19 protein-coding genes and 1 pseudogene are annotated in these 25047 nt (G+C 62.4%); 18 read left to right on the plus strand and 2 right to left on the minus strand.

Annotation, left to right across the window (positions count from 1 at the left end):
• Positions 1–552 (plus strand): methyl-accepting chemotaxis protein (locus ACSEXS_RS10205; protein WP_438433126.1); only part of this gene is annotated, 552 nt, incomplete at its 5' end.
• Between the two features lie 196 nt (positions 553–748).
• On the opposite strand, the gene ACSEXS_RS10210 is transcribed toward ACSEXS_RS10205, so the two are convergent.
• Positions 749–1921, minus strand: coding sequence for a M20 family metallopeptidase (locus ACSEXS_RS10210; RefSeq protein WP_438433127.1), 1173 nt, complete (start codon positions 1919–1921; stop codon positions 749–751).
• Positions 1922–2140: 219 nt separating this feature from the next.
• On the opposite strand from ACSEXS_RS10210, the gene ACSEXS_RS10215 reads away from it, so the two are divergent.
• From ACSEXS_RS10215 to ACSEXS_RS10255, 9 genes are all read left to right on the plus strand, one after another.
• Positions 2141–2935: a transporter substrate-binding domain-containing protein gene (locus ACSEXS_RS10215; protein ID WP_438433128.1), complete on the plus strand. Its 795-nt coding sequence runs from the start codon at positions 2141–2143 to the stop codon at positions 2933–2935.
• Between the two features lie 11 nt (positions 2936–2946).
• Positions 2947–3606: an amino acid ABC transporter permease gene (locus ACSEXS_RS10220; protein WP_438433129.1), complete on the plus strand. Its 660-nt coding sequence runs from the start codon at positions 2947–2949 to the stop codon at positions 3604–3606.
• Positions 3599–4321: an amino acid ABC transporter ATP-binding protein gene (locus tag ACSEXS_RS10225; RefSeq protein WP_438433130.1), complete on the plus strand. Its 723-nt coding sequence runs from the start codon at positions 3599–3601 to the stop codon at positions 4319–4321. Before ACSEXS_RS10220 ends, ACSEXS_RS10225 begins: the two co-directional genes overlap by 8 nt.
• A 213-nt stretch (positions 4322–4534) precedes the next feature.
• Positions 4535–11284, plus strand: a complete 6750-nt coding sequence (locus ACSEXS_RS10230) for a HAMP domain-containing protein (RefSeq protein ID WP_438433131.1) — start codon at positions 4535–4537, stop codon at positions 11282–11284.
• A gap of 169 nt (positions 11285–11453) precedes the next feature.
• Positions 11454–12437: a YpdA family putative bacillithiol disulfide reductase gene (locus ACSEXS_RS10235; RefSeq protein ID WP_438433132.1), complete on the plus strand. Its 984-nt coding sequence runs from the start codon at positions 11454–11456 to the stop codon at positions 12435–12437.
• Positions 12438–12464: 27 nt separating this feature from the next.
• Positions 12465–13187: a phosphonate ABC transporter ATP-binding protein gene (locus ACSEXS_RS10240; protein WP_438433133.1), complete on the plus strand. Its 723-nt coding sequence runs from the start codon at positions 12465–12467 to the stop codon at positions 13185–13187.
• A 30-nt stretch (positions 13188–13217) separates the two neighbouring features.
• On the plus strand, positions 13218–14111 hold the full coding sequence (locus ACSEXS_RS10245) for an SMP-30/gluconolactonase/LRE family protein (protein ID WP_438433134.1): 894 nt from the start codon (positions 13218–13220) through the stop codon (positions 14109–14111).
• Between the two features lie 34 nt (positions 14112–14145).
• Positions 14146–14925, plus strand: coding sequence for an alpha/beta hydrolase (locus ACSEXS_RS10250; RefSeq protein ID WP_438433135.1), 780 nt, complete (start codon positions 14146–14148; stop codon positions 14923–14925).
• Positions 14926–15047: 122 nt separating this feature from the next.
• Positions 15048–15770, plus strand: a complete 723-nt coding sequence (locus ACSEXS_RS10255) for a YwaF family protein (RefSeq protein ID WP_438433136.1) — start codon at positions 15048–15050, stop codon at positions 15768–15770.
• 285 nt (positions 15771–16055) lie between these two features.
• Here the strand turns inward: ACSEXS_RS10255 and ACSEXS_RS10260 are convergent.
• Positions 16056–16418: pseudogene (locus ACSEXS_RS10260) on the minus strand (DUF1796 family putative cysteine peptidase); the annotation flags it as partial.
• 129 nt (positions 16419–16547) lie between these two features.
• Here ACSEXS_RS10260 and ACSEXS_RS10265 point away from each other — a divergent pair.
• The 8 genes from ACSEXS_RS10265 to ACSEXS_RS10300 all read left to right on the plus strand — a co-directional run bounded on the left by ACSEXS_RS10265 (position 16548) and on the right by ACSEXS_RS10300 (position 25046).
• The gene (locus ACSEXS_RS10265; protein WP_438433137.1) at positions 16548–17708 is read left to right on the plus strand and encodes a serine hydrolase domain-containing protein; all 1161 of its coding nucleotides are present in this window, start codon (positions 16548–16550) and stop codon (positions 17706–17708) included.
• An 86-nt stretch (positions 17709–17794) separates the two neighbouring features.
• Positions 17795–18121 (plus strand): DUF3870 domain-containing protein, encoded by a 327-nt coding sequence (locus ACSEXS_RS10270; protein ID WP_438433138.1) that lies wholly within the window; start codon positions 17795–17797, stop codon positions 18119–18121.
• A gap of 182 nt (positions 18122–18303) precedes the next feature.
• Positions 18304–19128, plus strand: a complete 825-nt coding sequence (gene dppA / locus ACSEXS_RS10275) for a D-aminopeptidase DppA (RefSeq protein WP_438433139.1) — start codon at positions 18304–18306, stop codon at positions 19126–19128.
• Between the two features lie 174 nt (positions 19129–19302).
• Complete coding sequence (locus ACSEXS_RS10280) at positions 19303–20241, plus strand: ABC transporter permease (protein ID WP_438433140.1); 939 nt, start codon at positions 19303–19305, stop codon at positions 20239–20241.
• Positions 20238–21155 (plus strand): ABC transporter permease, encoded by a 918-nt coding sequence (locus ACSEXS_RS10285; protein ID WP_438433141.1) that lies wholly within the window; start codon positions 20238–20240, stop codon positions 21153–21155. Before ACSEXS_RS10280 ends, ACSEXS_RS10285 begins: the two co-directional genes overlap by 4 nt.
• A 4-nt stretch (positions 21156–21159) precedes the next feature.
• A complete protein-coding gene (locus ACSEXS_RS10290; protein ID WP_438433142.1) occupies positions 21160–22296 on the plus strand; it encodes an ABC transporter ATP-binding protein in 1137 nt (378 codons plus the stop codon).
• Between the two features lie 148 nt (positions 22297–22444).
• Entirely contained in the window at positions 22445–24046 is a 1602-nt protein-coding gene (locus ACSEXS_RS10295; RefSeq protein WP_438433579.1) for a peptide ABC transporter substrate-binding protein, read from the plus strand.
• A 25-nt stretch (positions 24047–24071) separates the two neighbouring features.
• Positions 24072–25046: a S66 peptidase family protein gene (locus ACSEXS_RS10300; RefSeq protein ID WP_438433143.1), complete on the plus strand. Its 975-nt coding sequence runs from the start codon at positions 24072–24074 to the stop codon at positions 25044–25046.
• Position 25047: the final 1 nt, after the last annotated feature.

The raw sequence follows: 25047 nt of genomic DNA on the forward strand, positions 1-25047 counted from the left end.
AAGATCCTGGACGTGCTGGGGAACATGACGAAGCAGACGAACATCCTGTCGCTGAACGCGGCGATCGAAGCGGCGCGGGCCGGGACGGCGGGCAAGGGCTTCATGGTGGTGGCCGACGAGATCCGTAAGCTGGCCGAGCAGTCGAAGGACAACATCGGCGTGGTGGCGGAGATCACGGAGACCATCCAGGGCGAAATCGACGAGACGGTGAAGGTGCTGCTGGAGGCGTATCCGCTGTTCCAGGACCAGATTCGGTCGGTGAAGGAAGCGGACGGCATCTTCAAGAGCGTCAACCGACACATGACGAGCTTCGTGACTCAGTTGGGCGAGGTGACGGAATCGATCGGGATTCTGGAAGCGAACCAGCGGGAGCTGACGGAGGCGATGGCCAACGTCAGTGCGGTGTCGGAGGAATCGTCGGCGACCTCGGAGGAAGTGGCGTCGCTGAGCAACGAGCAGCTCAGCGTCAGCCAGGGGCTTGCCAAGCTGGCCGAGGACTTGAACGCCCTCTCCGAACAGCTGCAGCACAGCCTGTCCAAGTTTAAGATCTGAGTGATCCGCTTCTCTGCGCTATAACCTAAACAGGCCTCTCCTCCCAGGATTCCGCTGGGAAGAGAGGCCTGTTTGCCGGATCGTCGGTTGAACACCCGCACTCGGCTCAGTCGGGGTCATGCCACTGCGGTGCCAGGCCACTGCGACGTCATGCCACTGCGACGTCATGCCACTGCGACGTCATGCCACTGCGGCGTCAGGCCTCAGCGACGGCGGTCTGGAACTCCCGCTTGATCTGTTCGACCAATTCGGGATGGGCCAGCAGGTCGCAGGCAGTCAAGGCGAGCGCCTGGGCGCCCAGCTTCATGCCTTCGAGCGCGCGCGGCAGCATGGCGGAGTCGCGGAACTCCGGGGTGTGCAGCAGGTAAGGGGCGTCCACGACCTGAATATACGGATGAATGGTCGGACATTGCCGCGAGACATTGCCGAGGTCCAGCGAACCGGTATCCTTGCCCTGAAGGATGGCGCCGTCCGGAACGCCGAGCGCTTGCAGATTGGCCGTGAAGCAATCTGACAGCGCGGCATTGGTCACCAGCTCGTCGTACGAGTATTCGTAATTGTCGATGTCGAGCGTACAGCCGGTTTGCAGCGCGGCGCCTTCGGCACAGCGCCGGACCTTGGCCGCCACCTCGTCGGTGACCGGCCGATTGGCCGAACGGACGTAGAACTGCGCCTGCGCCCGGTCGGGAATGATATTCGGCGCTTTGCCCCCGTCCGAGATGATGCCGTGGACGCGCACGTGATCCGGCAGCTGCTGGCGGAGCATCGAGATCGAGTTGAACAGCAGCAGCACGGCGTCGAGTGCGTTGATGCCTTCCTGGGGGCTGGCCGCCGCGTGGGCGGCTTTGCCATGGAAGGTGAACTGCAGCGCATCCATCGCCAGGGAATTCCCGGAGCGGACGTGGGAATGATAAGGGTGCGCCATCAGGGCGGCATCCACGTCGCGGAACAGACCGGCTGTCGCCATATCCACCTTGGCGCCCATCGTCTCCTCGGCGGGAGTGCCGTAGACGCGCAGGGTGCCGCCGGTTTCCTCCAGCACCGAAGCGACGCCGAGGGCGGCTCCGAGGCTCATGCCGGAGATGAGATGATGGCCGCAGGCATGTCCAAGCTCCGGCAGCGCGTCGTATTCGCACAAGAGGGCGATTACGGGGCCCGGCTTCCGGGCTTTACGCACCGCCACGAAGGCGGTGGGGATGCCGAGCGGCGCGTGCTCGACCTCGAACCCGGCTGCGCCGAAAACTTCCTCGAGCCTGGCGGAGGCCAGATATTCGGCATGGCCCAGCTCGGGATGCGAGCCGATGAACAGGGCGGTCTCCGCGAGCAGCGGAAAGCTTTCCTCGATGGCGGCGACAATCTTTTCCTTCATACAATCAGCAACTCCTTGGCAAATGACATTGCTTCCATTATACCCGTTAGCAGCGGATCGGGCATTCGCGAAAGCCAATGGTTGAATATGTATGCCAATGTATAAAAATTCAGTGAACAATGGTTAGAATCCTTGATTTATGCGATTCCACCTTATATAATGGCAACATTGTATTTCTATTCATCGTTAACCATAGAAAAAAGGGAGGCATTATTTAAGATGAAAAAGTTCACGGTGCTGCTGGCATCCGTTTTGGTATTGACCACGATTCTGACGGGCTGCGGCAAGAAGGATGCAAGGCTCGGCGAGATTCAAAAGGCGGGTAAAATCGTGCTCGGCACGAACGCCACGTATCCTCCTTACGAGTTCCACAAGAAGATTGACGGCAAGGATACGGTCATCGGCTTTGACATCGCCATCGGCCAAGCGGTGGCGGACGAGCTCGGCGTCAAGCTGGAAATCAAGGACATGGATTTTAACGGCCTCCTGCCGGCGCTGACGGCCGGCAAGATCGACATGATCATCGCCGGCATGACGCCGACCGATGAGCGCAAGAAGAGCGTCGATTTCTCGAAGATCTACTATACCGCCGCTCAGGGCGTCATCGTCCGCAAAGAAGACAAGGACAAATTCACCACGTTGGAAAGCCTGGACAACCAGAAGATCGGCGTGCAGACCGGCTCGATCCAGGAAGACATCGCCAAGGAGCAGGTAAAAAATGCCGACCTCAAGAGCCTTGGCTCGGTGGCGGACTTGATTCTCCAGCTTCAGACGAAGAAGGTCGACGCGCTGATCGTCGAGCTGCCGGTTGCCGAGGCGTATATCGCCAAAGCTCCCGATCTGATCTTGGCCGACGCCAAACCGAAGGACGACGTAGGCGGTTCCGCCATCGCCGTTAAGAAGAACAACCCCTCCCTGGTCAAGGAAATCGACAAGGTGATCGACAAGCTGATCGCAGAGAAGAAGCTGGACCAGTACGTGCAGGACGCTTCCAACCAAATGGCGCAGGAATAGGGTGAAGCCGAGTGGAACTGGATTTTTCTTTCCTTCCTGATTATATCGACTACTTCTTCCGGGGGGCGGGGATCACCCTCTCCCTGTCCTTTTTTACAGTCATTTTCGGCGTGCTGCTCGGCGTCTTCATCGCCCTCATGCGGATGTCCAAAGTAGCGCCGGTGCGTTGGCTGGGTACGGCCTACGTGGAGTTTATCCGCGGAACGCCGCTGCTCGTGCAGGTGTTCATCATCACGTACGGGATACCGCAGCTCACCCAGATCAACATTCCGGACTTCACCTCCGGCGTCATTGCGCTTTCCATCAACAGCGCGGCTTATATCGCGGAAATCTTCCGCGCGGGCATCCAGTCGATCGACAAAGGCCAGATGGAAGCGGCCCGTTCGCTCGGCATGACGAACCGGCTGGCAACGCGGCTCATCATCCTGCCGCAGGCGATTAAGAACATCCTTCCGGCGCTCGGCAACGAGTTTATCGTCGTGGTCAAGGAATCCTCGATCGTCATGGTCATCGGCATCGCCGACCTGATGTACAACGCCAACGTGGTCCGCGGCATGACGTTTAAGTCGTTCGAGACGCTGATCGCGGCGGCCATGGTTTACTTTGTCATCACCTTCACCCTGTCGAAGTTCCTGGGTGTCGCCGAAAGGAGGCTGAAAGCCAGTGATTGAGGTGAACGGACTCCATAAATCCTTCGGCAAGCTGGCGGTGCTGAACGGAATCGACCTCACTGTGGACAAGGGAGAAGTCGTCGTGGTTATCGGACCGAGCGGCTCCGGCAAAAGCACGTTTCTCCGCTGCCTGAACCTGCTGGAAGTGCCAACCTCGGGCGATGTGGTCTTCGAGGGCACGCGCATCACCGATCCGAAGCAGGACATCAACAAGCTGCGGCAGAAGATGGGCATGGTGTTCCAGCAGTTCAACCTGTTCCCGCACCTGTCGGTGCTGGGGAACATCACGATCTCGCCGATCCGGGTGCTCGGCCAGAGCAAGGCGGCTGCGGAAGAGAACGCCCGCCGGCTGCTGAAGATCGTCGGCCTGGAGGATAAGGCGAACAGCTATCCGAACCAGCTGTCGGGCGGACAGAAGCAGCGGATCGCCATCGCCCGGGCGCTTGCCATGTCGCCCGATGTCATGCTGTTCGACGAACCGACCTCTGCGCTCGATCCGGAAATGGTCGGCGAGGTGCTGGATGTCATGAAGAAGCTGGCGGCCGAAGGCATGACCATGGTGGTGGTTACCCATGAAATGGGCTTTGCCCGCGAGGTGGGCGACCGGATCATCTTCATGGACGGCGGCGTCATCGTGGAGCAGGGCAAGCCGGAGATGGTGTTTGGAAATCCGCAGCATGCCCGCACCCGCGACTTTCTGGCAAAGGTTTTGTAAGACGAGAACGGAATAAACGACGGACCGGAGCTTCCTGATGGGAAGTCTCCGGTTTTTTTGTAACTTTTGGCATAGCTCGAAGAACTTTCATCCGAAGCCGAAACTCGCTACAATAGAGTAGAGTTTGAGAAGAAATCATCACGCTGCCGGCCGGCGAAGATCGGGCGCTTTGTGAATTTGTACATAACCTATCTGCGGAAAGGACGTTCCCGAATGACAAGCGAGCATAACGATAACCACGAGCCGCAACAGGAATCGGCCAGCGAGTCCGAGACGCTGAAGGAGCTTCTTCAGGCGCTGCTTGCCTACCGAAAAGGCGATTTCACGGTCCGGCTGCCTTATGACCGGGAAGGCCTGACGGGCAAGATTGCCGATGTGTTCAACGAAATCCTCGATACGCAGGAAGCGCTGGCGGACGAGGTGCGCGAGATGGCCCAGGTCGTCGGCAAGGACGGGAAGCTGACCCATCGGCTGGCCCGGCCCCGGCTCTCCGGCTCTTGGGCAAGTCTGACCGGTTCGGTGAACGGGCTCATCGACGACTTGGTCCTGCCGTTTAATCAGATGGGACAGGTCATCAATGCCGTAGCGAAGGGCGATCTGTCGAAAAAGCTGGAGCTCTCCTTCGAGGGAAGGCCGCTCACCGGCGAATTTAATCGGACGGCCGTCAGCATCAACACGATGGTAGATCAGCTCGGGGCCTTCGCTTCGGAGATTACGCGCGTCGCCTACGCCGTCGGTACCGAGGGCAGGCTGGGCGAGGAAGCCCGCGTGAAGAATGTCTCCGGCACATGGAAGCAGCTCACCGACGCCGTCAACGACATGTCGCGCAGCCTGACCAATCAGGTCCGGGACATCGCCGAGGTGACGACGGCCGTCGCGAGCGGCGATCTGACCAAGAAGATCACGGCCGATGTGCGCGGCGAGATGTCGCAGCTGAAGCAGACGATCAACACGATGGTGGACCAGCTCAGCACGTTCGCCTCCGAGGTAACCCGCGTCGCCGTCGAAGTCGGCACGGAAGGCAAGCTGGGCGGCCAGGCCAAGGTCATCGGCGTCGGCGGCACCTGGAAGGATTTGACCGAGAGCGTCAATTACATGGCGCTCAACCTGACGGATCAGGTACGCAACATCGCCGTCGTGACGACGGCGGTCGCAGGCGGCGATTTGACGAAGAAGATTACGGCGGATGCCCAGGGCGAGATCCTGGAGTTGAAGAACACGATCAACACGATGGTGGATCAGCTCAGCACATTTGCCTCGGAAGTAACGCGCGTAGCACGCGAAGTCGGCACCGAAGGCATGCTTGGCGGCCAAGCCGAGGTCGAAGGCGTCGGCGGCACGTGGCGCGATCTCACGGAGAGCGTGAATTACATGGCGTCGAACCTGACCAATCAGGTGCGCAACATCGCCGAGGTCACGACGGCGGTGGCGGGCGGCGATCTGACGAAGAAGATCACCGTCGACGTCAAAGGCGAGATGCTGCAGCTGAAGAACACGATCAACACGATGGTGGATCAGCTCAGCACGTTCGCGTCGGAGGTGACGCGGGTGGCGCGCGAGGTCGGCACCGAGGGCATTCTCGGCGGCCAAGCTGAGGTCGAGGGCGTCGGCGGCACCTGGCGCGATCTCACGGAGAGCGTCAATTACATGGCGTCGAATCTGACCAACCAGGTGCGCAACATCGCCGAGGTCACGACGGCGGTTGCGACGGGCGACCTGGGCAAGAAGATCACGGCGGACGCCCAGGGCGAAATCCTGGAGCTCAAGAACACGATCAACACGATGGTGGACCAGCTCAGCACATTCGCGTCGGAAGTGACGCGGGTGGCGCGCGAGGTCGGCACCGAGGGCATCCTCGGCGGTCAAGCCGAGGTCGAGGGCGTGGGCGGCACCTGGAAGGATTTGACCGAAAGCGTCAACTACATGGCGTCGAACTTGACCAATCAGGTGCGCAATATCGCCGAGGTCACGACCGCCGTTGCGACGGGCGACCTGGGCAAGAAGATTACGGCGGACGCCCAGGGCGAGATCCTGGAGCTGAAGAACACGATCAACACGATGGTGGACCAGCTCAGCACGTTCGCCTCGGAAGTAACGCGAGTGGCGCGCGAGGTCGGCACCGAGGGCATGCTCGGCGGCCAAGCCGAGGTCGAAGGCGTCGGCGGTACCTGGCGCGATCTCACGGAGAGCGTAAATTACATGGCGTCCAACCTGACCAATCAGGTGCGCAACATCGCCGAGGTCACCACGGCGGTAGCGACGGGCGATCTCGGCAAGAAGATCACCGTCGACGTCAAGGGCGAGATGCTGCAGCTGAAGAACACGATCAACACGATGGTCGATCAGCTCAGCACGTTCGCCTCGGAAGTCACGCGGGTGGCTAGCGAGGTCGGGATCGAAGGCAAACTGGGCGGCCAAGCGGACGTCAAGGACGTCTCGGGCACGTGGAAGCTGCTCACCGACAGCGTCAATCGGATGGCGTCGAACCTGACCGATCAGGTGCGCAACATCGCCGATGTCACGACCGCCGTCGCGAACGGCGATCTGTCCAAGAAAATCAGCGTTTCGGCGCGCGGCGAGTTCTCGGAGCTGAAGAACACGATCAACACGATGGTGGATCAGCTCAGCACCTTCGCCTCGGAGACGATCCGCGTAGCGCGCGAGGTCGGCACCGACGGCATCCTCGGCGGCCAGGCCCAAGTGAAAGGCGTTGCCGGCACCTGGAAGGATTTGACCGACAACGTCAATTCCATGGCGTCGAACTTGACTAATCAAGTGCGCAACATCGCGGCGGTGACGACGGCGGTCGCGAACGGCGACCTGTCCAAGAAGATCACCGTCGAGGTCAAGGGCGAGTTGTCCGACCTTAAGATCACGATCAATACGATGGTCGATCAGCTCAACTCGTTCGCGTCCGAAGTCACGCGGGTGGCGCGCGAGGTCGGCGGCGAGGGCAAGCTGGGCGGTCAAGCCGATGTCAAGGGCGTCGGCGGCACCTGGAAGGATTTGACCGACAGCGTCAATTACATGGCGTCGAACCTGACCGACCAGGTGCGCAACATCGCGGAAGTCACCACGGCGGTCGCCAAAGGAGACTTTTCCAAGACGATTACCGTCGACGCGCGCGGCGAAATTCTCGAGCTGAAGAGCACGATCAACCGGATGGTGGATCAGCTGCGGACCTTCTCGTCCGAGGTGACGCGGGTGGCGCGCGAGGTTGGCACCGAAGGACGGCTCGGCGGGCAAGCCCAAGTCACCGGCGTCGAGGGCACCTGGCGCGACCTGGCCGACAACGTCAACTACATGGCGGCCAACCTGACCAATCAGGTGCGCAACATCGCGGCGGTGACGACGGCGGTGGCGAACGGCGACCTGTCGAAGAAAATCACCGTCGACGTCAAAGGCGAGCTGTTCGAGCTGAAGGAGACCATCAACATCATGGTGGACCAGCTCAATTCGTTCGCCTCCGAGGTTACCCGGATGGCCCGGGAGGTCGGAACGGAGGGACGGCTTGGCGGCCAGGCGGTCGTGCGGGGCGTCGGCGGCATCTGGAAGGATTTGACCGACAACGTCAACATCATGGCGACCAACCTGACCAATCAGGTGCGCGGCATCGCCAAGGTCGTCACGTCGGTCGCGCGCGGCGACCTCAAGCGCAAGCTGACCGTGGACGCCAAGGGCGAGATTGCCGAGCTGGCGGAGACGATCAACAACATGACCGACACGCTCGCCACCTTCGCCGAGCAGGTCACCACCGTGGCCCGCGAGGTCGGCGCGGAGGGCAAGCTGGGCGGCCAAGCCAGCGTTCCGGGCGCCTACGGCACCTGGCGCGATTTGACCGACAACGTCAACTACATGGCGACGACGCTGACCACGCAGGTGCGGGCTATCACGACGGTGGCGACCGCCGTCACCAAGGGCGATCTGTCGCGGACGATCGATGTTCAGGCGGTGGGCGAGGTCGCCGAGCTGAAGGACAACGTCAACGAGATGATCCGCAACCTGCGCGAGACGACGCGGATCAACACGGAGCAGGACTGGCTGAAGACCAACCTCGCCAAGCTGAGCCGGATGCTGCAGGGCCAGCGCGACGTGTACGCGGTCTGCCGGATGATCCTGTCCGAGCTGGCTCCGCTCCTCACGGTGCAGCACGGCGTGTTCTTCATGAACGAGCAGGAGAGCGGCGAGCCGGTCCTCAAGCTGTTCGCGTCCTACGGCTTCCAGCAGCGCAAGCACCTGGCGAATGCCTTCCGGCCGGGCGAAGGGCTGGTCGGCCAGTGCCTCCTGGAGAAGCAGCGAATTCTTTTGACCGACGTTCCCGGAGACTACGTCACGATCAATTCGGGTCTCGGCGAGGCGACGCCGCTCAACATCGCCCTCCTGCCGATCATCTTCGAGGAGCAGGTGTTGGCGGTGCTGGAAATCGCCTCGTTCCGCCGCTTCTCGGAGATCGATCTGGCTCTGCTCGACCAGCTCGCGGATACCATCGGCATCGTGCTGAGCTCGATCAAGGCGAACATGCGGACCGAGGAGCTGCTGATGCAGTCCCAGTCGCTCGCCGAGGAGCTGCAGCAGCAGCAGGAAGAACTGCAGCATACGAACGAGGAGCTGGAGGAGAAGGCCCGGCTGCTCGTCCAGCAGAAGGCCGAGGTGGAGAGCAAGAATCAGGAGGTCGAGCAGGCCAAGCTGTTCCTCGAGGAAAAGGCGGAGCAGCTCGCGCTGACCTCCAAGTACAAATCCGAGTTCCTCGCCAACATGTCGCATGAGCTCCGGACGCCGCTCAACAGCCTGCTGCTCCTGTCCGAGCAGCTCAAGGACAACGTCGAGCGCAATCTGACCGAGGATCAGGTGAAATACGCCGCCACCATCCACGAATCCGGGCTCGATCTGCTCAACCTGATCAACGACATCCTCGATCTGTCCAAGATCGAATCCGGCACCATGAGCGCCGAGCTGAATCCGGTCAGCCTGACCGACCTGACGAACGGCATCGAGCGCATGTTCCGCCATGTGGCGGCGGACAAGAAGCTCGACTTCGCCATCCGCCGGGAGGAGGGGCTGCCCGAGTTCCTGATGACCGACGCGAAGCGGCTGCAGCAGGTGCTGGCCAACCTGCTGGCCAACGCCTTTAAGTTCACGCATAAGGGAGAGGTGCACCTGATCCTGCGCAAGGCGAAGGACGGCTGGTCGCCCGACCATGCGGAGCTGTCGCGCGCCGACAGCGTCATCGCCTTCTCCGTCAGCGATACCGGCATCGGCATCGCGGCGGACAAGCAGCAGATCATCTTCGAGGCCTTCCAGCAGGCGGACGGCAGCACGAGCCGCGAGTACGGCGGCACCGGCCTCGGCCTCGCCATCAGCCGCGAGATCGCCCAGATGCTGAACGGCGAGATCAAGCTCTACAGCGTTCCCGGCCGCGGCAGCATCTTCACGTTGTATCTGCCGCTCTCGGTTGAAGAGAAGCGCCCGCTCGCGCTCAGCGCAGCGCCGGTAGAGGCGGAAGCTCCCGCTGCCGCTTCGGGCAAGCCTTCGGCAGCCGCCGCAGAGGGCGGCGCCCCGGCGCCGGCTATGCGCTCCGAAGCAACGTCGCCGGAGGCCCCAAGCCCCGAGCCGGCGGGCGAGGTTCCGCTGTTCGATCCGGCCGAGCCGCCGGTTCTGCCGAAGCCGACCGGGCAGTTCGTGCCCGATGTCATCGACGAAGCAGCCGGCCATCCCGCCGCCAAGAAGCTGCCGACCGTGTTTACCCTCGGCGCCGAGGACTTGCCGGACGACCGGGCCGAGATCAAGCCGGGCGACCTCGTCTTCCTGGTCGTCGAGGACGATATCAAGTTCGCCGAGATCATGCTCGACCTGCTCCACAAGAAGGGCATCAAGGCGATCGTCACCACCCAGGGCAACGGCGTCCTGGAGCTGGCCCGCCACTTCAAGCCGGCTGCGATCACCCTCGACCTGCGCATGAGCGAAGGAGACGGCTGGGCCGTCATGGACTACCTGAAGAGCGACATCGATGTCCGGCATATCCCCATCGCCGTCATCACGGTGGAGGATGAGCGGATTCCGGTGCTTCAGCGCGGCGCATATTCCTTCATGAGCAAGCCGATCACCGGCAGCGAGCTGGAAGAGACGCTGGACAACCTGATCGCCTTCGCCCGCAAGGAAACGAAGGAGCTGCTGGTGCTCCGAACCGGCGGTGCGGACGATCCCGACCGGGAGGATTTGGCCGGGGAGGACGTCAAGATCACCGAGACGGCCTCCTCCAAAAAGGCGATTTCCGAGCTGAAAGCGAAGGCCTACGATGCCTTCTACGTGCACGCCGATCTTCCCGAGCCGGGGCTGGTCGCTTTCTTGCGGGAAGCCTTGAAGGTCTCCCGGAATCCGTCCCTGCCGGTCGTCTTCAATCCGGAGGGCAAGCTGGCCAAGAGCGCGGCGGCGGAGCTGGAGGAGCTGACCAAGCAGCATGTGCTGAAGGAGGCGAAGACCGCGGTCCGCGCGCTCGACGAGACGGCCCTGTTCCTGCACCGGCGGGTGGAGGGCATGTCCGACGCTCAGCGGGAAACCCTGTCCAAGCTGCACCAGACCAACGAGGCGATTGCCTTTAAGAAGGTGCTGGTGGTCGATGACGACATCCGCAACATCTTCGCCCTCACCACCATCCTGGAGCGTCACCAGATGAAGGTGATTCCGGCCGAGAATGGACAAGATTCCATCGACATTCTCGAGTCGACGCCGGACATCCACGTCGTGCTGATGGACATCATGATGCCGGGTATGGACGGCTACGAGACGATGCGGGCGATCCGCGAGATTCCGCGCTTCAAGGAGCTGCCGATCATCGCCCTCACCGCCAAGGCGATGAAGGGGGACCGCGAGAAGTGCATCGAAGCGGGGGCCTCCGACTATATCACCAAGCCGGTCAACAGCTCGCAGCTGCTGTCGCTTCTGCGGGTCTGGCTGTATCGCTGAGTCAGGTCGTCCAGGTCAGCAGCAAAAGGGGTAAAAGAGAGCGAACCGGGTTCCGAGCGGTTCGCTCTTTTGCGCATTTCGGCCGGCCGAATCCGGCGGGGCAAGCGTGTGTTTTCCGCCGGGGTACAGTATAATCAAGGAAGAAACCGATTTAAGGGAGAAGAACGCTGTGGAACAAGTCGTTATCGTCGGAGCGGGCCCTTGCGGGCTGTCGGCGGCGGCGGAGCTGAAGGCGGAGGGCTTCGATCCGCTAATCATCGAGAAAGGCTCCATCGTCCATTCGATTTACCGGTACCCCACCTACCTCACTTTTCACAGCTCGCCTGAGCTCTTGGAAATCGGCGGAGTGCCGTTCGTCACCCCGAACGAAAAGCCGACCCGGCTCGAGGGTCTGAATTATTACCGGCTCGTCGCCGAACGGAAGGGACTCCGGATTCGCACCTATACGGAGGTGACCGGAATAGCCAAGTCCGAGTCCGCAAGCGGATTCACGCTGGAGCTGAAGGACCACCTCGGACGCACGGAATCCTGCGATGCGAAGGCGATCGTCATCGCCACCGGCTATTTCGACCAGCCCAACGAGCTCGGCATTCCCGGAGAGCAGCTCGCCAAGGTGAGCCACTATTACACGGAGGCCCATCCCTATGCCGGGAAAAAGATCGTCATCGTCGGCGGCAACAACTCTGCCGTGGATGCGGCCTTGGAGCTGACGCGGGTAGGGGCGGAGGTCACCGTCGTCTACCGGGGCAGCGAGCTGTCCCCCTATATCAAGGCCTGGACCCGGCCGATGCTCGTCAGCCTGATGGAGAAAGAACGCATCCGCGTTCGGTTCTCCAGCGAGCTGAGGGAAATCCGCGAGGACGCCGTGCGGGTGGCGACGGGAAGCGAGGAATCGTGGATCGAAAACGATTTCGTCCTCGCGCTGACCGGCTTCCGTCCGAACCGCGAGCTGCTCCGGCAGGCGGGAGTCGCAGTAGACGAGGAGACCGGCGCGCCCCTCTACGACCCCGAGACCATGAGAACCCCGGTGCCGGGTGTGTACATCGCCGGAGTCGTGGCTGCGGGGAGCCGGGCCAACGAGATTTTTATCGAGACGGGACGCCATCACGGACGCTTGATCGCCCGCGATCTGGCCCGCCTCGATGCGCAGTAAGCCGCCGCAAAGGAGAGCCAAGGAGCTATGATCGTACGTCATTTGGAAAAGGGATACCCGGAGCATCCGGTGCTGAAGGGCTTGAGCTTTCAAGCCGACCCGGGGGAATTCATCGCCATCGTCGGCGCAAGCGGAAGCGGCAAGACCACGCTGCTCCGCTGCCTGACCCTGCAGGAAGCTTGGAACAAGGGAGAGTATATTTTCGACGGCCATAACGTGCTGGAGGGCGGTCCCCTGGCCAAATGGAAGGTTCGCCGCCAGTGGGTATCGTTGCAGGAAAGCACCGGGCTGAGCCCGAAGAAGACCGCCATAGAGAGCGTATTGGAGGCGCGCTGGAGCCATATGCCGCTCTGGCGCAAGATCATTCGCAAATCGTCGATGGACGAGCATGTGTATTCGAACGATTTCCTGGAGAAGGTCGGCCTCTTGGACAAGGGCCACGAGAAGGTGGAAAAGCTGAGCGGCGGCGAGAAGCAGCGGGTCGCTCTGGCCCGGGCGCTCATTCAGGAGAAGAAATTCATCGCCGCCGACGATCCGATCAAGGGACTCGATCCGGCCTCCGTCAACCGGGTGATGGAGGACTTCCGCAACGTCGCCAAGCGGGAGAAGGTGCTCCTCGTCTGCGCCATGCAGCAGCTCGATCTGGCGGAGCGCTTTGCCACCCGGATCATCGGCTTGTCCGACGGCCGGATCGTCCTCGATGTTCCGGCCCGCAAGCTGACGACGCGGGAAAAGGACCTCATCCTCTAAAACCCATTCCAAAGCGAAAGGACGATAGCGATGACAGGACGGGAATTGGAATTGGTGGCTGACGTGAAGGCCGTTTTGGGCGAAGGCCCGAGCTGGGATGCCGAGCGGGAGCTCTTGTATTGGGTCGATATCGAAGGCGAGCGGGTGCACGAGTTCAACCCGGCCGACGGCACGGACCGGACGATTCCGGTCGGCCGGATGGTCGGAGCCGCCGTTCCCGTCGAGCAAGGCGGGCTTCTGCTGGCGGCGAAGGACGGCTTCTGCAAGCTGGACCCCTTGACCGGCCGGCTGGCTGAAGTCGCTAAGCCCGAGGCGGAACCGGAGGACAACCGGTTCAACGACGGCAAATGCGATCCCGCCGGCCGGTTCTGGGCCGGAACGATGAGCCTGAACGGGCAGCAAAAGCGGGGCAAACTGTACCGGCTGGACGCCGACGGATCGGTCCATTCCATCCTGGACGGCTTCACCACCTCCAACGGGTTGGCTTGGACGGCCGACGGCCGGACGATGTACCACATCGACACCCCGACGCTCCTCGTGATGGCTTACACCTTCGACCCCGATACGGGAGAGGTATCGCAGCCGCGCGCGGCGGTGCGCTTTCCCGAGGAGGAGGGCTTTCCGGACGGCATGACGATCGACGCCGAGGGAATGCTCTGGGTGGCGCATTGGGGCGGCGGCAAGGTGTCGCGCTTCGACCCGGCCACGGGCGAGCGGCTCGCGGAAATTGCGGTGCCGGCGGAGCAGGTGACCTCCTGCGCCTTCGGCGGCCGGGAGCTGGACGAGCTGTACATCACCACGGCTCGCACGGGTCTGTCCGAGGAGCAGCTTAAGCGGCAGCCGGCGGCCGGAGGCTTGTTCCGGATCAAGCCGGGCGTGAAGGGTACGCCGACCGTCCGCTTCCGCGAAGCGGCGGCCGAATGAACGGGCCAAACCGGCAGAGAGGAAGGACCAGAAGATGGCTTTGATCCAATGCGATTTCTACTCGGATGTGCTCGGCCTGAGCACCTCCATGAACGTGATTCTGCCGCAGAAGAGCTATTCCCAGATTGGCATGGCGTCATCGGGCGGCAAGGAGAAATACCCCGTGCTGTACCTGCTGCACGGATTGTCGGACGACCACACGATCTGGCTGCGCCGCACCTCGGTGGAGCGGTATGCGGCGGCCCTGGGGCTTGTGATCGTCATGCCGGCCGGCCAGCGCGGCTTCTATACGGACATGGCCCAGGGAATGAAGTTCTGGACCTTCGTCAGCGAGGAGCTGCCGCAGATCGTCCGCTCCTTCTTCCCGGTCTCGGACAAACGCGAAGACACCTTCGCGGCCGGTTTGTCGATGGGCGGATACGGCGCCTTCAAGCTGGCTCTCGCGCATCCCGACCGGTATGCGGCGGCGGCCAGCCTGTCCGGCGCGCTCGATGTGGTCACCATGGTGAAGCGCGATCGCTTGAACAACCTGGACGAGCTGCGCATGATCTTCGGCGACCTCGACAAGCTGCCCGGCAGCGACAACGACCTGCAGGCGCTTGCGGAACGGATGGCGGCGAGCGAAGGACCGAAGCCGCTTCTGTACCAATGCTGCGGCACGGAGGATTTTCTCTACGAAGACAATCAGATCTTCCGCGAGCATGCCGGCCGGCTGAATCTCGATTTGCGCTACGAGGAAGGCCCGGGCGAACATGAATGGGGCTACTGGGACCGACAAATTCAACGTGTCCTGAACTGGCTGCCTCTGGCGTAGTGCAGGGTTCAACCGCTTAGGGAAGAAGCTTTTAGCCTAACAAGCGTCCGCGAAAATATCCCCCGGAATTCCCCCGCTTTTGGTACACTGGAGCGGAAGGAAAGCTCCGGGGGTGTTTTATTATGGATCGATGGTTTGACGCATACGAGGCGCCGGAGTTCACGGCGTTTTCGCCGCAGCACATCGCGGCTATCGGCGTTTGCGTTCTGCTGGCGGCTTTGATGTATCGGCTGCGGGGCTGGCTCAGGGCGGGGAAGAGACCGCGATATGCCCGATGGACAATCGCGGCCGGGTTAATCCTCTGCGAGCTCTCGCTCAATGTCTGGTACGCCGCCGAAAACGTCTTCGATGCGGGCAACACCCTGCCGTTCGAGCTGTGCAGCATCACGCTCTATGCGGCCGTCTTCATGCTCTTGATGAACAGCCGCCGTCTGCTGCCGTTCGTTTATTTTGCCGGCATCGGCGGGGCGCTCCAGGCCATCGTCACCCCCGTGTTGGGGTACGGCTTTCCCCACTTTCGCTTCCTTGAATTCTTTATCGCCCACCTGTTCATCATCCTCGCCGCCCTGCACATGGTCTGGATCGAAGGAGTCCGTCCGACGCTTCGCTCGCTGTTCGCCGCCTTCGGCTGGCTGAATGCGCTGCTCCTGCCCGTGTGGGCCGTCAATCGGCTGACCGGCGGCAATTACATGTTCATCGCCCGCAAGCCGGATACGGCTTCGCTGCTTGACCTGCTCGGTCCTTATCCCTGGTACCTGCTCTCGCTGGAGGGAGTGGCACTTGCACTCTTCGGCTTGCTGTACCTGCCCTTTGCCTTCAGGGGGAAGAGACGGACCGGCCTCTAGCATGGGCTTCGAGCAAGCCGGCAGCGGCTCCAACCGAATCTCGCTCAGCAGCGCTCTCCACCGGGCATCGTGAGTGATCCGGCCGGGCTCCGCAGGCAGCAGTACCCCGCAGGTGCGCTCAAGCGGCCACCCGCAGTCGGCGATGCGAGGAAGCGGGCCGTAATTGACGACCAGGCAGCGAAAATCCCCGCGAACCCGCCCTGCGAGCAGCGATTCGAAACGCGCCGCCTGAGCGAGCGTCGCCCCCGTTCGAAGGAAAAGCAGGCGGCCGTCCGCTTCGAGGCCGTTAAGGAAACCATGCACCCGGCGCCGCAGCCGGTGAGCGAAGTCGGTGTAGCCGGGGAGGCTTCCGTCGGGGTCGCCGAGAACGGGGAAGTCCTGGTTCGCGATCGCTCCGGAATCGGCATCGAGAACGAGGTAATGAATGTCCCGGCTGTCTCTGCCGACGATCCGCAGCCGGCTGCGCTCCATGAAGCCCTCAAAGCGCCGTTCGAGCAGCCGCCCGGCCTCGGACAGATCCGAGAGCATCCAGTCGAGGGGGCCGGCGCTACGGTAGAGACCGTTTCGAAGCAGCTGCCGGGCGGGCTCGCCGTCGCAGCCGACGCTGTAGATCAAGCGGTATTCTCCGGCGATGTCTTCCAGCTTCATCCGTGCGTCGCCCTCCCCCGGCGTCTGCCGCTGCCGGCCGATTTATCCTTATTCAATGCGGCATAGAGGGAAAATGACTCCGCTTCGGCGGACCGGAAATTGACCTTTATCGGGAAAGGAGCCGAGAAGATGGACATGAGAATGGAGCAGGAGATGCAGAGCATCATCGAACGCCACCGGATTGTCGGACTGGCCGCGGCCGTCGTCAAGCGGGAGGGAACCGTCTGGAGCGATAGCTGGGGGTACCGGAACCTGGCGCTACGGCTGCCGATGGAACCGGACACGGTGTTCCGGATCGCGTCGGTCTCGAAGCTGGCGGTTGCGGCCGCTTACCTCCAATTGGTCGAAGAGGGGGTGTGTCGGCTCGATCAAGACATCGGAGAGCTGCTCGGTTACCCGGTACGGAATCCCCGCTATCCGGACAAGCCGGTCACGGTCGTCCACCTGATGACGCATACTTCCGGGCTGCGCGACGTCTATGCCGAATTTGCCGCCGCCTCTCGGGCGCAGACGGTTCCTCGGCTGCCGCTGACGGAGCTGATCCTGCCCGGCGGCCGCTTTCATCCCGATGCACTCTGGGGAGGGTTGGAGCCGGGCGATCCGAACGGATTCGATTATTCCAATCTGGGAGCCATCCTTCTGGCTACGGCGATAGAAAAGGTGACATCGCAGCGGTTCGATCGGTACTGCCGCCGGCGCTTGTTCGAGCCGCTCGGGATGAACGACACCTCGTTTTCCTTGGACGCTTATGACGATCTCAAAAAATTGGCGGTTTTGTATGAAGCTGCGGAAGATGGAGGCTTTCGGCCGGTCATGGACGACCCGGCGGCGGGCCGTCCTGTTCAGCCGAATCTCGCCGCCTATGAACCGGGAACCAATGCCGCCCTCTTCAGCCCCCAGGGAGGGCTGCGCACCAGCATCGCCGACCTCGCCCGCTTCCTCGGCGCCCATCTGAACGGCGGTGAATGGGCGGGAAGGCGCATCCTGAAGCCGGAGAGCGTCGAGCGGATGCGGCGTCCGGAGTGGACGGGCCGGCGCGGCAGCGGTTTTTTTCGGGGAAGCGGCCTGCAGCTTCAGATCACCGGCGACCTGCTGCCGGGCATCCGCTTGTTCGGCCACGCCGGAGACGCCTACGGGCTCCTCAGCGATTTCTATTACGAGCCGGAAGCGGGATGGGGCTTTTGCTTCGCCATGAACGGACTCGTTCAGCGCAAGGAATCGGGGGTTTTCTTCGCCGCAGAGGAAGAGATTGCCCGGCTGCTCTATGAAAAAATGTTTTCACCTCGATAAGTTATTGAGGATTTACAAGCATCGAGCGTCAATGTTAAGATAATTGACATATCGGCGGACTGCACGGCCGATGAGGAGAGATTGACGTGAGTTACGCGAAATCTACCTTATATGTAATCGGAGATGCCCAGGCTTCGGTGAACAACCCGATTACCCAGCAGTACAGCGCCTTTTTCATCGGGCTGGTCGTGGACTCGACCGACCATACCATCCTCGATGCCGCCTGCTCCAGCACCATCGCGCTGACCAGCGACTTCGTCAAGTCCATCTTCATCGGACACAGCATCCTGGCGCTCGAGCCGGTTGCCGAAGAGATTCGCCGGCGCTATCACGGCTCCTCGCAGAAGGCGCTCATCGTGGCGTTCAAGGATGCCCAAAAAAAATACAAAACCGCCCTCGACCTTCGGGATTAGCTTCCGGCTTCGCCGAGCTCCCGAACCGGGCAAGCTGCTTTATTTAACCGGATGGAGACATCCCGCGTTGATAAAATCCAGCCGATGATGCCAAACGTGCGACCGTTTGGCGGCATGGGCTGGATTTTGTGCTTTTCGGCGTATCCGCCGGGAAGGCAAACCATTGAAAAGGAGGCGATCCCTTGAAGCTGTACCTGTCCGTCGATATGGAAGGCATCACCGGATTGGTGGACCACACGTATGTCGATTCCCGCCAGTACCAATACGAGCGGGGAAGGCAGCTCATGACCGACGAAGCCAATCACGTCATCTACACCGCCTTCGATGAAGGCTGTACCGAGGTGGTGGTCAACGACAGCCATTCCAAGATGAACAACCTGCTAATCGAGAAGCTGCATCCGGAAACCCAATTGATCGCCGGGGATGTCAAGCCCTTCTCCATGGTGCAGGGGCTCGACGCCAGCTTCGGAGGCGCTGCCTTCCTCGGCTACCACACCCGCGCCGGCCGCCCCGGCGTGATGAGCCATACGATGATCTTCGGCGTGCGGGGCATGTGGATCAACGACCGGCCGATCGGCGAGCTCGGCTTCAATGCGTACGTCGCGGGCCATTACGGTGTGCCGATCCTGCTTGTCGCGGGAGACGACGAAACGGCCGCCGAAGCGGAAGAACTCATTCCGGGCGTCGTGGTCGCCATCGTCAAGAAGCGGGTCTCGCGCACCTCGGCGCTCTGCCTGACGCCGGAGAAGACCGGCCAGCTCCTGCGCGAGAAGACGCGCGAGGCCCTCGCCGCCCGGGACCGGATAAAGCCGCTCGCGCCGCCCGATGCGCCGCGGCTGACCGTCGAATTCGCCAATTACGGGCAGGCGGAATGGGCGCATCTGATGCCGGGCACGGAGATCGATCCCGATGCGCCGCTTGTGACCTATCAGGCGAAGACGATCCTCGACGCTTATCAGGCGATGCTGGTGATGACGGAGCTGGCGATGCGCACGGCGTTTTGCTGAACGGACCGCATCTCGTCGAAGGCGCTTCAAGAAGGGACCGTTTTCCGGATTGAACCCGGCGTCGGTTGGAATCCGTGTACATAAGCGGTCCCGGCCGCAATTTCAGGACGGTTCGGCTCCGGACGCCCTGCTTGGTGGGCCGGAGTCCACTACAGAGAGTTGAGGAGGTTTGGGATGGCCCGTTACATTCTTCAGCGTTTTGTGTCCATGCTCGTCACGCTCTGGCTGATCGTGACGGTGACGTTTTTCCTCATGCATGCCGTTCCGGGCTCGCCCTTCGACAAGGAAGGCAAGAACATGAACCCGACCGTTCTGGAGAACATGAACGCCCGCTACCACCTGGATCAGCCGCTCCCCCGGCAGTACGTCTCCTATCTGAAATCCCTGCTCACCTTCGACTTCGGCCCGTCCATCTCGCACTATCCCGATTCGGTGAACAGCATGATCGGCCGCGGCTTTCCCGTTTCGTTGAAGCTGGGGATCGTCGCCATCGCTTTCTCCATCGTGTCCGGCATCGCCATCGGGACGGTGGCGGCGCTCAAGCAGAACAGCCTCATCGACTATGCCGCCATGCTGCTCGCCGTCCTCGGCATCGCCGTGCCGAACTTCGTGTTCGCCACGCTGCTCATCAAATACCTCGCCGTGGAGTGGCGGCTCCTGCCCGTCGCCACCTGGGGGACCTGGCGGCATATGGTGCTGCCGGTGCTGGCGCTGGCGGCGGGGCCGGTCGCCATCATCGCCCGGCTGACCCGCGCCAACCTGATCGAGGTGCTGACGGAGGAATACATCGAGACGGCGGAAGCGAAGGGACTTCCGCCCTGGCGCGTCATTCTCAAGCATGCGCTGCGCAATGCGGTGCTGCCCGTCGTCACCCTGCTCGGTGCGCTGGTTGCCAACATCCTCACCGGCAGCTTCGTGATTGAGAAGATCTTTGCCATCCCCGGCATGGGCAAATATTTCGTCGACAGCATCAACAACCGCGACTACTCCGTCATCATGGGAACGACCGTGTTTTACAGCGCTTTGCTGATCTTTCTCATGTTCCTGGTGGACGTCGCCTACGGCTTCATCGACCCGCGAATCAAGCTGCACCGGAAGGAGGCGAGCGCATGAGCGTTCCCGACTCTCTCTTCGTCCCGCTCCGCAAAGAGGCGGAAGCCGCCGAGAAGCTGGTCCGGCCGCAGCTCGGCTTCTGGCAGGAGGCTTGGCTGCGGCTTGCCCGCAACCGCTTGGCCGTGATCGGCCTTGCCGTCATCCTGCTGCTCGGGCTGCTGGCGGTCTTCGGCCCGCTCCTCACGACCCAAAGCTATGCAAAGCAGCAGCTTGCCCTCGCCAACCAGGCTCCGAACGGCGCTCACTGGTTCGGCACGGATGAGCTCGGCCGGGACGTCTTCGCCCGGATTCTCTATGGCGCCCGCATCTCGCTGTTCGTCGGCGTGGCCGCCGCCGTCATCGACCTCGCCGTCGGCATGCTCTACGGCGGCGTCGCCGGGTACTTCGGCGGGCGGATCGACAATCTGATGATGCGCTTCGTCGATATCCTCTACGGAATTCCCTACCTGCTCGTCGTCATCCTGATGATGGTCGTCCTCGGTCCCGGGCTCGGGACGATTCTGGTCGCCCTCACCATTACCGGTTGGATCGGCATGGCCCGGATCGTCCGCGGCCAGGTGCTGAAGCTGAAGAACGCGGAATACGTGCTCGCCGCCCGAACGCTGGGAGCGGGAGCCGGCTACATCATCCGCCGACACCTCTTGCCCAATACCATGGGCGTCATCATCGTGCAGGTGACCTTCTCGATTCCGTCGGCCATCTTTGCCGAGGCGTTCCTCAGCTTTCTCGGTCTCGGCATCCAGCCGCCGCTGGCGAGCTGGGGCGTGATGGCCAACGATGGACTGCCGACGATTCTGTCCGGCCATTGGTGGCGGCTGTTCTATCCGTCCTTCTTTATCTCGGTCACGCTGCTCGCGTTCAACCTGCTCGGCGACGGCCTGCAGGACGCCTTTAATCCCAAACAGAGGAGGTAACGCCATGACGATGTCCCCATTGCGTCGATTGGAAACCGCAAACGGTCGGGAACAACTCCGGCTCCAGCCGGTCCGGGAGGAAGAACGCAGCCGGGCGAATGGCGCGCTGCGCCTGGAGCCAGAGGAGGAGCCGCTGCTCGACGTGCGCGACCTGCGCGTTTCCTTCTCCGCTTTTCGCGGCGAGATCCAAGCGGTCCAGGGCGTGTCGTTCTCCTTGAGGCGGGGCGAGACGCTGGCCATCGTCGGCGAATCGGGCAGCGGCAAGAGCGTCACGGCCCGCAGCCTGATGCGGCTCCTGCCGAAGCGCTCGACCCGGCGAATCTCCGGCAGCATCCGCTTCAAGGGCCGCGAACTTACCGCCCTTGGCGAGAAAGAGCTGCGCCGCATCCGCGGCTCGGAGATCGGCATGATCTTCCAGGACGCGCTGAGCGCGCTCAACCCGACGATGACCATCGGCGAGCAGCTCACGGAGGGGTTGCGGCATCACCGGGGACTCGACCGGCAAGCGGCCCGCGAGGCGGCGCTCGCCATGCTGGAGCGGGTCGGCATCCCGCAGCCGAAGCTGAGGCTGAAGCAGCACCTTCACGAGTTCAGCGGCGGGATGCGCCAGCGGATCATGATCGCCATGGCGGCGGTGTGCGGCCCGGACATCCTCATTGCCGACGAGCCGACGACGGCGCTCGACGTCACCATTCAGGCGCAGATCATCGAGCTGTTCCAGGAGCTGCAGCGCGAGCTGGGAGTCGCCATCGTGCTCATCACCCACGACCTCGGGGTGGTTGCCAAGATCGCCGACCGCGTGAACATCATGTACGCCGGGAAGATCGTCGAATCGGGGACGGTGGACGAAATCTTCTATCGCCCGCAGCATCCGTATACCCTCGGACTGCTCGCGTCGATGCCCCGGCTCGACATGGACCGGAGCGTCCCGCTCGCGCCGATTCCGGGAACGCCGCCGGATTTGTTTGCACCGCCGGCCGGATGTCCGTTCGCCGCCCGCTGCGGGCGGGCCATGGAGGTATGCGCCGCCTATCCGCCGCCGGCGACCCGGGTGGCCGATGGCCACGAGGCGGCCTGCTGGCTTCAGGACCCGCGATCGCTGCGGGCCGCCCCTCTCGCCGAAACGGCCAGGCCGTCTTGAAGACCGGGCGCCGGCTCCGCGCCGGCCAACCCTTTCATGGATGGCTGACTTGGAAGTTTCGCATCGCATCACCCGCAACTTCCGCCCGCAACCCGAGTTTCCTTTGCCTTGTTTCCCATTCCGCCGTGAAGGAGAGGTATCCATGACCATGAAGAACCGTTCGATCCTGCTGCTTGTTCTCCTGCTTGTCCTCGGCTCCACCCTCGCCGCCTGTTCCCAAGACAAGGGCTCCGCGGGCGGCGGGAGCAAAATTCTCCTGTACAACAACCTGCGCGAACCGACCTCGCTCGATCCGCCGGTGGGTTTTGACCAGGTATCTTACGACATATTGAACAACTTCATGGAAGGCCTGACGCGGCTCGGCCAGGATCAGCAGCCCGCCCCCGCCCTAGCCAAGGAGTGGAAAATCTCCGAGGATGGCCGAACGTACACCTTCACGCTGCGGGACGGCTTGAAGTGGTCGAATGGCGACGACCTCAAGGCGTCGGATTTCGAATTCGCCTGGAAGCGGCTGCTGGCTCCCGATACGGCATCCCAGGCCGCGCCGCTCGCATATATTATCCAAGGGGCGGAAGCCTACAATTCCGGCAAAGGCTCGGCGGACGACGTCCAAATCCAGGCTCCCGACGACAAGACGCTGGTCGTCAAGCTGAACGAGCCGGCAACTTGGCTCCTCAGCATGGTCTCCAACCCGGCCTTCTTCCCGGTGGACCCGAAGGTGGTGCAAGCGAGCGACAAGTGGGCCGGAGAAGCGGCTACCCTCGTCAGCAACGGGCCGTTCAAGCTCACCGTATGGAAGCACGATTCGGAGATCGAGCTGGTCAAGAACGACACCTACTGGGATAAGGACAGCGTCAAGCTGGACGGCGTCAAGTTCCTGATGATCAACGATTCCAACACGGAATACCAGACCTTCGTCTCGGGCGGGCTGCACACCTCGGCGGTCCCGTCCGACATGGCCGACCAGCTCTTCCAGGATGGCAAGGTGCAGGTGGCGGACGGAGCGGGGACCGCCTTTTACCGGTTCAACGTGACTCAGGCTCCGTTCGACAACGTCAACATTCGCCGGGCTTTCGTGGCGGCGGTGGACCGGCAGAAGCTGGTCGATCTGGTGACGAAGCGCAAGGAGAAGCCTGCGGAGGGTTATGTGTCCTATGGCATGAAGGAGCCGTCCGGCAAGGACTTCCGCGAGGCGGGCGGCGAGCTGATCGCCTTCGACGCGGCGAAGGCGAAGGAGCTGCTCGCCAAGGGAATGACCGAGGCGGGGTACTCGGCGCTGCCGACGGTGACGATGACGTACAACACCAACGACTTGTCCAAGCGGATCGCCGAAGCGCTGCAGGCGATGTTCAAGGATAACCTCGGCGTGGACGTCAAGCTGGAGAACAAGGAGAGCAAGGTCCTGACCGCCGAGCAAAAGGAACTCAAGCTCCAGTTCTCGCGCTCCTCGTTCCTGGCCGACTTCCAGGACCCGATCAACTACCTCGACGCCTTCCAGACCGGCAACCCGATGAACCGCACCGGCTGGTCCAGCGCGGAGTACGACAAGCTGATCAAGAACGCGTACAAGGAGCCGGACGAAGCGAAGCGGTTCGCCCTCTTGCACGACGCGGAGAAGCTGCTGATGGAGGAAGCTCCGGTGCTGCCGCTCTATTATTACAGCACCGCCTATCTCCTGAGCGACAAAGCGGTCGATATCGTCCGGCACGCGTTCGGCTACATGGATTTCAAATGGGCGGATTTGAAATAGCGATAGGAACGGGGGGATGGGGAGGATGGAAACGAAGCTTGCGGCTGCGGAGCCCGGCGGTCGGCGGTGGACGGCCCGAATCAAGCCGCCCGCGCTTCGGCCCGGCGATACGGTGGCGATCACCGCGCCGGCGAGCCCCGGCCACCGGGATGCGGCCGAACGGGCGGCCTGCTGCCTGCATAGGCTGGGGCTTCAGGTGCGGTTCGGCGAAACGCTCGGCCTCCGGCGGGGCTACCTCGCCGGGACCGACCGGGAACGGGCGGACGAACTGAACGCCCTGTTCGCCGATCCCGGCGTTCAAGCCATCGTCTGCTCCCGCGGCGGCTACGGCACCGGCCGGATCGCCGACCGGCTCGATTACCGGGTCATCCGCGGGAATCCGAAGATTTTCTGGGGCTACAGCGACATTACGTACCTGCACACCGCCATCGGCCAGCGCGCCGGGCTGGTCACCTTTCACGGCCCGATGCTGATCGACCTGGCGAAGCCCGAGGTCGATCCGCTGACGATCCAATCGTTTCAAAGCCTGCTGCGGCCGCTCGTCTTCCGCTACGGGGAGGACATTTCACCGCTCGAGGTGCTGGTAGAGGGCCGGGCGGAAGGGGAGATCGTCGGCGGCAACCTGTCGCTCCTTGCAAGCGGATTGGGGACGCCCGACGAGATTGATACGGCCGGCAAAATTCTGTTCCTCGAGGAGGTGGACGAGGAGCCGTACCGGATTGACCGGATGCTGAACCAGCTTCGGCTCGCGGGCAAGCTCGCCGATGCTTCCGGGATTGCCGTAGGGGATTTCCACAACTGCGACCCGAAGAAGCGGACGGAATCGCTCACGCTGCGGGAGGTGCTGGACGATTACTTGCTTCCGGCCGGCAAGCCCTGCCTCAGCGGCTTCCGCATCGGCCACTGCTCGCCGAATATCGCCGTTCCCTTCGGAATCGAAGCCTCGCTTCGCACCACCGACCGGGTTCTCGAATGCCGGGAGCCTGCCGTACAGACCTGAG

This window comes from Gorillibacterium terrae (assembly GCF_051594785.1).
In the GTDB taxonomy this organism is placed as follows: Bacteria; Bacillota; Bacilli; order Paenibacillales; family NBRC-103111; genus Gorillibacterium.

Excerpts from the sequence above, each read along its gene's own strand:
- ACSEXS_RS10295 (WP_438433579.1), top strand. The coding sequence starts at position 22,445 with ATGAAGAACCGTTCGATCCTGCTGCTTGTTCTCCTGCTTGTCCTCGGC.
- ACSEXS_RS10280 (WP_438433140.1), top strand. The coding sequence starts at position 19,303 with ATGGCCCGTTACATTCTTCAGCGTTTTGTGTCCATGCTCGTCACGCTC.
- ACSEXS_RS10250 (WP_438433135.1), top strand. The coding sequence starts at position 14,146 with ATGGCTTTGATCCAATGCGATTTCTACTCGGATGTGCTCGGCCTGAGC.
- ACSEXS_RS10290 (WP_438433142.1), top strand. The coding sequence starts at position 21,160 with ATGACGATGTCCCCATTGCGTCGATTGGAAACCGCAAACGGTCGGGAA.
- ACSEXS_RS10300 (WP_438433143.1), top strand. The coding sequence starts at position 24,072 with ATGGAAACGAAGCTTGCGGCTGCGGAGCCCGGCGGTCGGCGGTGGACG.
- ACSEXS_RS10255 (WP_438433136.1), top strand. The coding sequence starts at position 15,048 with ATGGATCGATGGTTTGACGCATACGAGGCGCCGGAGTTCACGGCGTTT.
- ACSEXS_RS10230 (WP_438433131.1), top strand. The coding sequence starts at position 4,535 with ATGACAAGCGAGCATAACGATAACCACGAGCCGCAACAGGAATCGGCC.
- ACSEXS_RS10285 (WP_438433141.1), top strand. The coding sequence starts at position 20,238 with ATGAGCGTTCCCGACTCTCTCTTCGTCCCGCTCCGCAAAGAGGCGGAA.
- ACSEXS_RS10245 (WP_438433134.1), top strand. The coding sequence starts at position 13,218 with ATGACAGGACGGGAATTGGAATTGGTGGCTGACGTGAAGGCCGTTTTG.
- ACSEXS_RS10215 (WP_438433128.1), top strand. The coding sequence starts at position 2,141 with ATGAAAAAGTTCACGGTGCTGCTGGCATCCGTTTTGGTATTGACCACG.
- ACSEXS_RS10240 (WP_438433133.1), top strand. The coding sequence starts at position 12,465 with ATGATCGTACGTCATTTGGAAAAGGGATACCCGGAGCATCCGGTGCTG.
- ACSEXS_RS10265 (WP_438433137.1), top strand. The coding sequence starts at position 16,548 with ATGGACATGAGAATGGAGCAGGAGATGCAGAGCATCATCGAACGCCAC.
- ACSEXS_RS10210 (WP_438433127.1), bottom strand. The coding sequence starts at position 1,921 with ATGAAGGAAAAGATTGTCGCCGCCATCGAGGAAAGCTTTCCGCTGCTC.